Source organism: Streptomyces sp. NPDC028368 (assembly GCF_055565615.1).
In genome coordinates this window covers 333227-345028 of sequence record NZ_JBVHTY010000009.1, presented here as the reverse complement: position 1 = coordinate 345028, position 11802 = coordinate 333227, and the positions used below count along the sequence as shown (strand labels likewise).

The following is an 11802-nucleotide window of genomic DNA, read 5'->3' as shown; positions in this document are numbered from 1 at the left end:
GGCCGAGGCTTCTTCTTCCCCATGCTCTCCATGATGGACATCCTCCCGGGGCAGAACCCCTGATCTCAGATGTCCGTCAAAGCGCATCAAGCCCAAGCACCTTCTCGGCCACGAGAGCTTCCAGACCACTCAGCGCTACGCGCACCTGCAGCCGGACGCGCACAAGGCCGTGCTCGGCGCCTGGGAGCGTTTGGACGCTCCGCTGACCATGGCTGCTTGAACGTTCCTTCGCCCTGTCCTCCGTGGACGGGGCGAAGGCGTTGTGTGGGCGATGCCAGGGTCAGGTGCGGGTCGGCCGGATTTTCTTCGGAGCGCGTCCAGTGGCCCTCGGCGTCAAACGGCCACGGGTGGGCGTAGGCGTCGACCTTCAACAAGTCTCGCAGAGCCTCACGACTGGCCGACGGGTCCGGCGGCATCCGGAGGGGGCTGCGGAGGGAGTCGAGCTGTGCTGCCTACGCCTCGGCCCATCGGAGGCATCCCAGCTCGTCCACCAGAATCGATGCGTCGTCGGCTCGTCCACGGGCGGCGTGGCAGAAGGAGCGGCTTTCCTTAGCCTGATGCCACGCCCGTACCTGCTCGATCAGGACCTTCGCCCGGTGCTGCTCGACCTGCTGCTTGCGTGCCTGCGCAACGGCCGCGTACCACCGGCGCCGCTCCTCGGCCTCGCGGAGCTCCTTCTCCCGTTGCCGGCGTTCGGCTTCCGCCGCGAGGTCTTCGAGGTCGCGCAGAAGGCGCCCAGTCGGGACTCCAGCGTCCATCGGGCACCATCACTGTACGAGTACGAATACTGGCACCAGCTTCCGGCGGGCGCGCCGATCGTGAGGCGCCCGTTGAACTCCTCGTCGTACTTGGGCAGACGTGTCCAGGGGGTGCGCTGCTGCCGACGGATCTCGTGTGGGATCAGTTCGTGTGGGACCTTGGTCGTTCGTTCCGTGAGGGCGAGTGGGAAGGCCCGGCCACGAATGACGATGGTCACCGTGTGCACGGCTTCACCACCGTGGAGGTCGGTCTGCGGCCCTACGGTATAGCCGCGGTTCTCGGCCTCGGTCAGGAGTGCGTGCACGATCCGCAAGGCGCGGTCGACGAGCGGACGTGACAGGTACAGGGGAACGACCTCGGGCCTGCCGCGGGTATCGACCACGGTCTGGGACCTGCCGAGGGCCATACGCGTCGCGCGGACCAGATGGTGAGGGCGGTCCACGCCTTGGGGTACGTCGATGGCCGGCACCGAGGGAGGCTGGGCCGCCTTCTCGGCCGCCTCGTCGACCAGCGTGAAGACGCTGTCGCCTCGCTGCCTACCGGACCACCGCAGCTTGTGTCCTTCCGGCACATGACCGTGGTGGAGTGCGTCGTAATAGGCAGCCTGCCACCGCCCCCGTGTCCGTGGGGCGGGATCAGAGACGATGATCTTCCCCGAGGCGGAACGCAACCGAGAGGTCAGCTCGGCTCCGTCGGCAGGGGCACGCGCGGCTTGGTCGGCGTCTCCCTTCAGACGCTCCTTCTCTGCCTGCACCTCCCGAGGGTGTTTGCCGTGGTAGTAGCGGCCGTCCGCGGTGACGACCGCGACGTGCCTGCCACCGCGCCAGGTCCTCTTGATCAGTCCGAGCTTCTCCAGCGCCGAAGCGGTGTGAATACCGCCAGGTGGGACAGCGACAGCATCGGGCGCAGCCGCGATCTCTCGAAGCATGGCGGCCTGCTTCTCCGCCAACGCGTACTTCACGGCTCCGGCCTCCACTCGACGAGCTGCGGGCGGACGGCCAAGATAGGGCGAGCGAGCATCACCTGCACGGTGCGCGTCCGCCGTATGGATTCTTCCGCCCGACCTGGATGCCTTGGGTGCCGCCGTTCGTGTAGGCGGTCAGCCGCGCGCAGTCCGTCTGACAGACAACGTGCGCATCGGCCTTGACGCTCATTTGACGCTCCGGGCCCCTGTCAGCCCGCCCGCTGAGCCGAAAAACCCCGCCTGACCTGCAATTTCTCCCGGCCTCGGCCGCCGTGACGGGTTTCCCATGACCTCGCACGTTGAGTGCGTGGCGATTCTGGAGCCTGTCGCGAAGGCCGTCTGACCTGCGGTTTTGTTGATGTGTATTATGTGTGGTGCAGGCGTTATGGGTGATATCTTTACGCTGCAATGACGCTCCCCGAGGCATCGTGACGCTAATTTAACGCTCGTTCTGATGGGGTGCCAGGTGCTCTATTTGGCAGGCCAGGCGCCGTCGAGGTGGCCGGTATCGACGGGACGCTGCAGGTAGGCGACGCTGAGCGTTCGGGACGCTGATTCCGACTGGTCAGGCGTCCCCCACGGGGGCAACTGATCTGTTTTGCAGACTGTCTGAGCTATTAGCGGTGACCGAGGCAAGGGTGGATCGTTGCGTGCTTCGTGAGTTTTCGACGCGCGTATCGCAGTGACGTCTCGGATACCCACGGACGTTGATCGAGCCTATGTTCGCGGCCTGTCGAGCCGCCCGGACCGGCCTGGGAACGAGACGCCTGTTCGACGAGCCCGCAGTCTCGCATCCCAGCGTAACGAAGGTCTGGGCCGACAGCGGCACCAGCACAGCGTCTTCCAGCACGGAGTCGCCCGAGGATTCGACGTCGAGGTCGTGAAACGACCCGCCACCAAAGGACGGGGCGCATTCCTGTATGCGCTGGCCAGCCCGGGACCCCCAAGGGGAATTCCGGTCAAGGCGCTCAGAGGGCAATCGCCGTGCAGTCCTCACCGCCGACGTCACAGCCCTGTTCTCGGAGGGCTCCAGACGATTCGTGCCCCGGGTGAGCCCGACGAGCAGGTTTTCGGCACGCAGCGCACGCCTGCCTCGGCGAGCGTCGATGGACCGTTGGTGCGGGGTGCCGTTACGCCGCGGTGGTCCGAGCGATCTCGGCTGCCGTCGGCACGGGAACGACCTCGATACTTACCCCGCGTGTGGTGAGCTCCCTTGCTGTCTGGTGGAGCGTGATTTGGGAGAAGGCGAAAAGCGAGTCGGGCGTGAAGGTGGCTCCGGACTTGTGCCGGACCGCAAGGACCAGCCGACGAGGTGTGAAGTCCTCGGCCAGCCTGATTCTCCTGTCGCTGTCCCGTGCGACCCGGCGGACGAACTGGCAGCGCGCCTCAGGTGAGTTGACGAGGAGTTCGACGGCGACCTGTGCTTGCCCGAGGAGGTGGCTGAAGGAGCCGGAGGAGCCGGACTGCTTGACCAGGATAAGGGTACCGTCCGGAGTCAGCAGGTCGCAGATTTCGACCCGGTCGGTGCGCTTGAGGGGGTTATTGATGAACTCGCCGTCGAGGAACAGCCATTCGGGCCGGGCCTTTGAGACCGCTCGGTTGTAGGCGCGTTCGTTCGCGCCTTCGGGCCAGTGCGGCAGGCCGTACGCGGCGGCATCGGTGAACAACTGTCGCAGGTTGTCTCGGACGGAGTCGATGTAGCAGGCGCCGAGCTCGTACCAGTCGCCGTCCAGAAGGCAGTACGTCCGTGGACCGAGGGAGACATCGGCCTGGATCCAGTCCAGGGCGTGGGTGGTTGCCAGCGGGACGGAGGATCTGGGCGACGGGTCGCGGTGGAGGGTCACCGTGCCGTCGCGCAGGGCGGCGATACGGGTGCCGGGGCGGTGGATCCTGGCCCGGGTGAGGACGTACTCCAGGTCGAAGTCGTCGCAGAGGTAGGCCTCGGTGCTGCCGATGCAGGTCCGGTATGCGGTGGCCTCGGCGTACGTCTCGTGCAGGTCGAGGGGTACGGAGGACGAGATCCGTCCGTCGGCGGGGGCGCCGAGCAGACGGTCGAGGGCGGCTTCGAGTGCGGCGCGGGTGACGGTGTCGGTGACCGGGACGATGTGGTCGACGAATTCCAGCTCGGGGTGCGGGATGTCGTCCTGGCAGACCCGGGTGATCGTGCGCAGGTCCTCGACCAGGTCGGCCGGCTCGATGCCGAGCGGGAGCCGCAGGCCGACACCGCCTTGGGCGGTGCAGGCCCGGCCGTTGGCGTGGCGGCTTCGGGTGAGCGGGACGTCGTCGAGGTGGCCGCCGAGGTGGCGGACCACCCGTGCCTGGTCGCGGATGCCGAGTGCCGGGACCGAGGTGCCGGCGGCTACCAGGGAGATGTCGGTGCGCGGCCGGCCGAGCGCTTTGGTGACGGCGCCGCTGATGTGCCGGGGGTCGATCATGCGGATGGCGAAGCAGAGGCCGAACCGCTTGTCCTTGAGGGCATCGGGAACCAGGCGGTAACCGTTGCCGCAGGTCACGGCGTAGACCTGGCCGTCGACGGCGAGGAGCAGCAGGGCTCCGGTGCGGCGGACGGGTTCGAAGACCGTGATTCCGGTGGTACGGGCGTTGGGGGCGCACCAGGTGTCGGCGGCCTCCTCCTTGCCGTAGGTGAGGTAGATCGCGGGCACGCCGAGGACCACGGGGTGGTGCAGTTCGGCTCCCAGCCGGTCGAGCTGTTCGTGGTCGAGGGCCTCGAACATCGCCTCGGGGGTCGGGGAGACGGTGGGGAGTCGATAGACGGTGCGGACTGCGGTGTGGGTGGCCATGGGAAGTTCTCCGAGCGTCTGCGGGGGCGGTGCAAGAAGGCTGACGAAGTCTCACCTGTATACGCAGAACGATGACAGGAATCTGTGTACGTTGTCAACGCGATACTGGTGTTCTCGTGGTCATGCCACTGCGTGTACGGTGGCCGCATGTCGGACCAAGCTGCCCCCGCCACCGGCCCCCTCGTCACCGGATCAGAGATCGCGAGGCTGGCCGGCGTCACCCGCGCCGCCGTGTCCAACTGGCGGCGCCGCTACGAGGACTTCCCCGCGCCCTCGGGAGGTGGGGCGAGCAGCCCTCTGTTCGCGCTGGCCGAAGTCCAGGCGTGGTTGGAGAAGCAGCGGAAGGGGCAGGAGGTCTCGGTCGAGGTCCAGGTCTGGCAGGAGCTGCGGGCCGCCTACGGAGAGGACATGATCGCCGGACTCGCCGATGTGGCCGAGCTGCTCTCCGAAGCGCACGGTCGACGGCTGCCGGGGTTGCGCCTGCCGCGAGAAGCCGTGGCGCGCGTCCGTTCACTCGCCGAAACCGAGCGGCCCGTTGACGTCGTGAACGCACTGACCGAACGGTTCGCCGACGCCGTACGGCGCGCCGGGTCGGATCAGGTGACGTCCCCCCGCCTGGCCCTCGCCGTACGACACTTCGCGCCGCCGCTGCCGCCCGGGGCGACGGCCTTCGATCCTGCCTGCGGCATCGGTCTGTTGCTCTTCTCCGTCGCCGGGCAGACCGGGGCGCTCTGCCGCGGGCAGGAGGCCGATGCCGACTCCGCGCGGCTCGCCAGGCTCCGTGCCGCCCTGTCCTCGATGCCCGACACTCGGATCGAGACGGGCGACTCGCTCCGCGACGATCGATGGCCCGACCTCCGGGCCGAACTCGTGGTCTGTGATCCTCCGGTGGGCGTCACCGGATGGGGCCGCGAGGAACTCCTTCTCGATCCACGCTGGGAACTCGGCACCCCGTCCAAGGCGGAGGGCGAACTCGCCTGGCTGCAGCACGCCTACGCACACACCGCGCCGGGCGGGCACGTCGTGATCGTGCTGCCCGCCTCGGTCGCCTACCGCAAGGCCGGGCGAAGGATCAGGGCCGAGCTGGTCCGCAGGGGCATCCTCACCCAGGTTGTCGCCCTGCCGCCGGGCACGGCTTCCTCGCACGCCCTCCCCGTTCACCTCTGGACTCTGCGTCGTCCCGGGCCGGCCGACGTCCCCCCGGCCACGGTGCGGATGGTGGACCTCACCGCCAACGACCCCGACGGCAGCCTCGCCCCCCGCCCCGAGCAGGTCGTGGACGTCCCTTCGATCAGTCTCCTCGACGACATGGTCGACCTCACCCCGGGCAGCCACCTCCAGGCCGTGCACCGCGACTACTCCGGCGAGTTCACGGCCCTCCGTGGCGATCTGGAGGAGCAGCTGCACCGGCTGGCCGCACTGCTGCCTCAGCTGCGGCCCGGTACGGGGGCAGGCTCGCTCGACGGTGCCACGGCGGGCGTCGCCGAACTCCTCCGGGCAGGCCTCGTGACCTACGAAGGCCCGGAGCCGGTCTCAGCCAGCGACCAGCTCGACACCGATTACCTCCAGGGCTTCCTGCGCAGCCCGGCCAACACCCGCCGTGCCACCAGTGCCTCCGGCACCTACCGGCTGGAGGCCAAGGGCGCCAGGATTCCGCAGCTGGCCATCGAGGAACAGCGCCGCTACGGTGCGGCCTTCCGGGAGCTCACCGAATTCGAGGCGACGATGCGGGCCGTGTCCGAGCTCAGTCGCCGGCTCGCCGAGCTGGCCCGCGACGGACTCGCCACCGGCGCTCTGGCACCCGAGGACTGAGGACATCCGGCGGGGCGGCTCTGGGAGGCGGAGCCGCCGCAGTGCCGGGGCCCCGCAGCCCCGGAGCCACCCGTTCACACCTGGGTCGGCAGGAACTCGCTCGGTCTTCCGGTCCAGGTCACGCACAGTGCCTCGCGCGCCCTGGTGCAGGCGACGAAGAGCAGGCAGCGCTCGCGCAGGAGGTCGGCTTCGTGCTGCGGTGCGTCCGTCTCCAGCGGGGTGATCTCGCGGGCGAAGGGCACCGTTCCCTTCGTGACCCCGAGCACGGAGACCGCCCTGAACTCCAGCCCCTTCATGGCGTGCATCGTGGCCAGCCGGACCCCCGGCGTCTCCGCGGCGACCTGCCCCTTCACCCGCACCACCGGGATCCCGGCGTCCTTCAGCCGGGACTCCGCCGCGTCCAGTGCCAGGTTGAACCGGGCGCACACCCCGATCTCGTGAGGTGCGAGCCCTTCACCGATCCAGGCCCGCACCCGGTCTACGAGGGCGGCGTACTCCTCCGGCTGGGTGGCGTACCCGGCGGCCTCGGGTCGGCGGCCGCGCAGCAGCGAGCGGTAGCCGGCCAGGGAGTCGGTTCCGTCGCCTTCCAGGGCGTCCACGCTGACCGGTGCGAGCAGCCGCGCCGACCAGACAAGGATCTCCTCGGTGGAGCGGTAGTTGAGACGCAGCCGGAAGCTGCGGCCGGCGGTGGCGATCCCCAGCGAGCCGAGTGACACCCGGGAGTCGTAGATCCGCTGGTGCGGGTCGCCGGTGAGGAACAGATCGTCGGGTCCGGGGGTGACGGCGGCCCGGAGCACCCGCCACTGCGTGGGGTGCAGGTCCTGTGCCTCATCCACCACGACGTGGTCGTACGGGGCCGGGCCGGCGGCGAGCAGATCGGCCGCCCGGGCACAGACCCGCAGGTGGGTGGTGGCACCGCGCTCCTGCAGCAGCTTCTCGAACCACTCGACGCCGTTCCACACGAGCCCGCGCCTGGCCGCTCCGAGGCCGGTGCCGCGTCCGCGCCGGCTCGCCGCGAGATAGCCGTCCAGATCACGGATGTCCTGGCCGAGCACCACGTGACGGTACTCCTGCGCCAGGAAGCGGGCCTGGAATGGCAGATCCAGCTGCTTGACCGCCTTCTCCCAGAGCTGCCGCTGGTCGCGGTCGCCCACCGGCTTCGGGGTGACGCCGGTGTGCTGCCGCACCACGCCGTTGGCATAGGCGTCGACGGTCGTGACATCGACCCGGGAGAGGAGGAGTTCGTCGCCTTGGAGGAGAAGACCGAGCATGTCGCGCAGTCCGGCGGCCAGCGCGTTGGTGTACGTCGTCAGCAGGATCCGGCTGTCCGGCGACCGTCCCAGCAGGTGCCGGACCCGGTGCAGCGCGGCCACGGTCTTCCCTGTTCCCGGGCCGCCGGTGACCTGCACCGGACCGCCGTACGAGGTGCGGTGGGCGACCCGCCGCTGGGAGGGGTGCAGGAAGACCCGCCAGGCCGCGAACGGTTTCGCCAGGATCTCCTCCAGCTCCTGCGGGCCGGTGACGAGACGGATCCGGGCGGTGGTGTTGCTGATGACGGTGGCCAGGTCCTCGTCCGGCTCGGGCGGCGCGTCCACCGGGCGGCGCACGGCCACCACGTCCCGGTAGACCTCCTCCGGCGAGAATCCTTCCGCGAGGTACTGGAGGACCTCCAGCTGGTCCTCGGGCAGCAGCGTAGCGAACGCCTCCAGCTGCGCCTTGTCCGCCATCGAGCGCGCTGCACGCAACACCTGGGCGTCGATGCCCAGTTCGCACAGGACTCCGTCGGAGACGCCGGAGAACAGCAGCTTCGGCGCCTTGCAGGAGGCCGTCTCGTACAGCGGTGTCAGCTCGTCCAGTGCGACCGCGTCGCGTACCTCCAGGCCGCGGGTGGCGCTGTTCGTGCTGTACAGGCGTTTCGCCGCCCAGGTGTACGCGTCGTCGTGCGGCAGCACATGGACGAGGAGGAAGAGATCGCTGCCGTCGTCCGGCGCGAGGACCACGCCGCGCCAGAAGTCGGTGATCCGTATGGTGCGCATCCGCCGGTCACGGGCGTTCTCCACGGACTCCAGATGCAGACCTTTGTCAGCGTTGAGCTCGGCCACGGTCAGGGCCTGGAACTTCGTCATGGCCTTGCGGACGCCGGCTCTGACCGGCTTCTCCAGGGTGTCGAATCCGTCCCAGAAGCTCTGGGCGAAGGCGAGTCGGGGCATGGGCCGTGGGCCCCCTTTCCGTGGGTGTCAGGCGGTGGGCCCGGCCAGGCGGGCGGCGAGCTCCCGGAAGGTCCGCAGCAGCGCCGCGGGTTCCGAGGTGAGGTCGAGGCTGTGCTGGAACAACCGCAGACCGCCGGTGCCGCGGACCTCGGTCGTCCGCTCGGGCAGGCGGCCCGCCGCGTACACCAGATGCGCCTCGCGCAGGCCGAGCACGGTGGCGTAGGCGAGCGCCTGGTACAGGTCGGCGTTCGGGTAGCCATGGGCCCGGTGGGACTTCTCGGTCTTGTACTTGGCGTCGACGACGGCGACAGGTGTACGGCCGTCCACGCCGTACACCACCAGATCTGGCTTCATCCGGACCTGGCCGCCCGGGTCGAGAGCGTGTACGTCCTGCAGCCGCGCCGTCAGGCCGTACTCCCGGAGGGCCTCGCGCAGTGCGACCGTCACGAAGTCCTCGAAGAGCTGGTGCATGTCGAGCAGGAAGCCGTCCAGGGCGAGCGGGCCGGTCCGGTGCTCCGGCGAGGTGGAGCGCAGTACGGCCTCGGCGAGCCGCAGGGCGGGCTGGTAGCGGGAGTTGAGACGGGATGGCTGCCAGTGCGGCAGGTCCTGGCCGCGGACCAGGGGACCGGCGTCCGCGAGGCGGATTCGCTGGTGGGCGAGACGGCGCCGCACCGGCCCAGGAACGGACGGCAGCCGCAGTAGCCGTTCCACCGCGGCGCGCAGGATGCGGTTCTCGGCGGTGTCGGCGGTGTACGCGTCGTAGACGATCTCGGCGGGCGGCATGCGGCCGAAGTGGAGCCGGATCTGCTCGGCCTCCCGCAGTCGGCCTCGTACCACCAGCGCGGACTCCGCCACCTCCCGGTAGCCCTGGAGGACCCCCTGCCGCAGCGCGCCGTCGATCTGCCGTTCCACCGCGTACGCGAGCGCGGGTACCACCTCGTCGTGCGCACCGGTGCTGACCGTGCCCTCACGGCTGTCGCGCCAGGCGCCAGCCGGGTCGAGGCTGAAGCCGAGCAGGAAGAACAGCCGCCCCACCGGTGTCTTGGGCGCGATCCGCAGGACCGTCCCGCCCGGCAGCCGGACCGCGCCGACCTGGTGGCCGGCCCGCAGTCTCCAGTGTCCGGGCCGCTCGGGGTCCGGCGCGGCGGCGTCGAGGAATCGCGCCGCGACGAGGGCCCGCCCGGTGGCCGCGTCCAGCGGTACGGACAAGGCGGCGCCGTACTCCCGCAGCGTGATCTCGCCCGGGATGTAACTGCATGCTGGGCCCGCGTCGTCTGCCGCGTTGCCGTCGGTGGTCGCGGCCGGGATGTCACTGTGCGCCAGGGCGGCGCCGCCCGCCGCGTTCCCGCTCATGACCGCCGGGTCCGCTCGCGCAGCGCGTCCAGGCCGTAGCGGGCGGCGATGTCGATGCCCTCGCCGTAGTGGTGCTCCTCAAGGAGGGGGAGGATCTTGGTGCGCCAGGTCCGGTCGAGGCCGCCCTCGCGGTATAGGCCGGGCTTCATCAGGTAGGACGGGCCGATGGCGAAGTCGGGGTCGTCGATCGCCGTGTTGAGGGCGTCGAGCAGGCGGGCAGGTTCGGGGTCCTTGCCCTCGCGCTTCAGCCAGCGGGTGAGGAGGCCGGCAGTGGGCTCCACGCGGGGGGAGAGCTCCACGAAGGCGAAGCGGCGCCGCATCGCCGCGTCCACCAATGCGATCGACCGGTCCGCGGTGTTCATGGTGCCGATCACGTACAGGTTCGGCGGCAGCCCGAAGTCGTCCCCGGAGTAGGTCAGGCGCACCGAGCGCTTGCGGTACTCCAGGAGGAAGTACAGCTCGCCGAAGACCTTCGCCAGATTGGCCCGGTTGATCTCGTCGATGATCAGGAAGTGCGGCACATGCCGGTTGCCCTCCTGCGAGGCGGTGTCGGCGAGCTCCCGCAGCGGTCCCGCCGTCAGCCGGAAGGCGACCTCCCGCGTCTCGGGGTCCTCGACCGGCCGGAAACCCTCGAAGAAGTCCTCGTACGCGTACGACGGATGGAACTGGACGATCTTGACCTGTTCCGGGCCGCCGCCGAAGTACTCGGCCAGCTTCAGCGCCAGGTACGTCTTTCCGGTGCCGGGCGGCCCGTAGAGAACCATCTGACGCTCGTCGAGGAGGAGTTCACGCAGCTCGTCGAGGAAGGACCGGTCGTGGACGAGAAGCTTCCGGGCGAACTCGTCGGTGACCTCGGGGAAGGTCAGGACGCGCTGCTCGGAGGATTCCAGGACCTGCCCGGCCTGCTCCGGCGCGGTCCCCGGGCCGCCGGTGAGCGCGGTGAGCTGTTCCAGGACGGGGGTCAGGTCGACCACGTCGTGCTGGGCGGAGAGCTTCTGCTGCACCTCCTCCGGCAGCTCCTCGTACGGATGGGCGGTCTCTTGCCAGGCCACCGTGCGCCGGAGGTTGGAGAGCCCGCCGGGGGAGCCTGACTGCACCAGGTCGCCGGTGATCCGCCCGAGGTGGAGCAGGCCGTCGCTGAGGGTGGCGACGGTGTCGCCAATCCGCATCTGGGTGAAGAAGGCGTGCAGTTCGTCGACGAGACCGCGCTTCTGGTGGTACGTCGCCGAGCCCTCGTAGCCCTCCTCGACGAAGCGGCGCAGCACGCTCTTGGTCGGGTCGGGCTCGTCCACCTGCGGCAGGTGGGGTGCGTCGAGCGAGACGAAGCCCTCCTTCAGCCAGAGCCGGCGGACCAGGTTGTGGCCGGAGACGTTGTTCCCCCGCACCAGCCAGGCCTTCTGCGGGGCCCGCCAGCTCTGCGGCAGGAAGTCGCCCAGGCGGTGCCCGTCCTCGGCGCTGCGCCAGGTACCGGGGCCGGTGGCTCCGTAGCCGAGGACCAGGGAGGCCGCGGCGGACGGCGAGTTGCACACGATGTCGCGGGACGCGGTCCAGGCGCCGGGGCGGGGACCGTCGGCCAGCGTTCCGTTCTCCCGCAGTCCGGAACGGAGCCGGCGAGCGAAGTCGCTCAGCCCCGGCCAGTCCTCCGCCGACACCGCCGAACCCGCGGTCACCAGGAACTTGTGCGAGCCGTTGTCGCCGGGCTCGGCGAGCAGGAAGCCGCGAGCCTCCCCGGCGTCCTTGGGCAGGGTGATCCGGAAGTCCGGGAAGCCGGGAAGACGGTCGGGGAGCTGCGGCATGGGGACCTTCCGGGACGCGGGTGGTTCGGGTGGCACGAAGTGCGTTCCAGCCTACGTGTTGACGGTGTCAATCGGTACGTTCGGTGTGCTGGACGCTCACCACGCCC

Annotated in this window: 6 protein-coding genes; 1 reads left to right on the top strand and 5 read right to left on the bottom strand. The window is 69.8% G+C overall.

What is annotated here, in order from left to right; genetic code table 11:
• Positions 1–580: 580 nt before the first annotated feature.
• Together ACZ4S3_RS22875 and ACZ4S3_RS22870 are read right to left on the bottom strand one after the other, a co-directional pair.
• Positions 581–1708 (bottom strand): hypothetical protein, encoded by a 1128-nt coding sequence (locus tag ACZ4S3_RS22875; protein WP_467936996.1) that lies wholly within the window; start codon positions 1706–1708, stop codon positions 581–583.
• A gap of 1145 nt (positions 1709–2853) precedes the next feature.
• Positions 2854–4524 (bottom strand): TIGR04141 family sporadically distributed protein, encoded by a 1671-nt coding sequence (locus ACZ4S3_RS22870; protein WP_467936994.1) that lies wholly within the window; start codon positions 4522–4524, stop codon positions 2854–2856.
• Positions 4525–4671: 147 nt separating this feature from the next.
• Between ACZ4S3_RS22870 and ACZ4S3_RS22865 the strand changes: the two genes are divergently transcribed.
• On the top strand, positions 4672–6336 hold the full coding sequence (locus ACZ4S3_RS22865) for an N-6 DNA methylase (protein ID WP_467936992.1): 1665 nt from the start codon (positions 4672–4674) through the stop codon (positions 6334–6336).
• Positions 6337–6410: 74 nt separating this feature from the next.
• On the opposite strand, the gene ACZ4S3_RS22860 is transcribed toward ACZ4S3_RS22865, so the two are convergent.
• From ACZ4S3_RS22860 to ACZ4S3_RS22850, 3 genes are read right to left on the bottom strand one after another with little or no spacing between them, the layout of a single operon-like run.
• Positions 6411–8546: a UvrD-helicase domain-containing protein gene (locus ACZ4S3_RS22860; RefSeq protein ID WP_467936990.1), complete on the bottom strand. Its 2136-nt coding sequence runs from the start codon at positions 8544–8546 to the stop codon at positions 6411–6413.
• A 27-nt stretch (positions 8547–8573) separates the two neighbouring features.
• Complete coding sequence (locus tag ACZ4S3_RS22855; RefSeq protein WP_405745459.1) at positions 8574–9899, bottom strand: McrC family protein; 1326 nt, start codon at positions 9897–9899, stop codon at positions 8574–8576.
• Positions 9896–11695, bottom strand: coding sequence for an AAA family ATPase (locus ACZ4S3_RS22850; RefSeq protein ID WP_467936988.1), 1800 nt, complete (start codon positions 11693–11695; stop codon positions 9896–9898). The genes ACZ4S3_RS22855 and ACZ4S3_RS22850 overlap by 4 nt, the downstream gene beginning before the upstream one ends.
• Positions 11696–11802: the final 107 nt, after the last annotated feature.

Coding starts and splice junctions, on each gene's coding strand:
- ACZ4S3_RS22855 (WP_405745459.1), bottom strand. CDS start 9,899: ATGAGCGGGAACGCGGCGGGCGGCGCCGCCCTGGCGCACAGTGACATC.
- ACZ4S3_RS22860 (WP_467936990.1), bottom strand. CDS start 8,546: ATGCCCCGACTCGCCTTCGCCCAGAGCTTCTGGGACGGATTCGACACC.
- ACZ4S3_RS22865 (WP_467936992.1), top strand. CDS start 4,672: ATGTCGGACCAAGCTGCCCCCGCCACCGGCCCCCTCGTCACCGGATCA.
- ACZ4S3_RS22850 (WP_467936988.1), bottom strand. CDS start 11,695: ATGCCGCAGCTCCCCGACCGTCTTCCCGGCTTCCCGGACTTCCGGATC.
- ACZ4S3_RS22870 (WP_467936994.1), bottom strand. CDS start 4,524: ATGGCCACCCACACCGCAGTCCGCACCGTCTATCGACTCCCCACCGTC.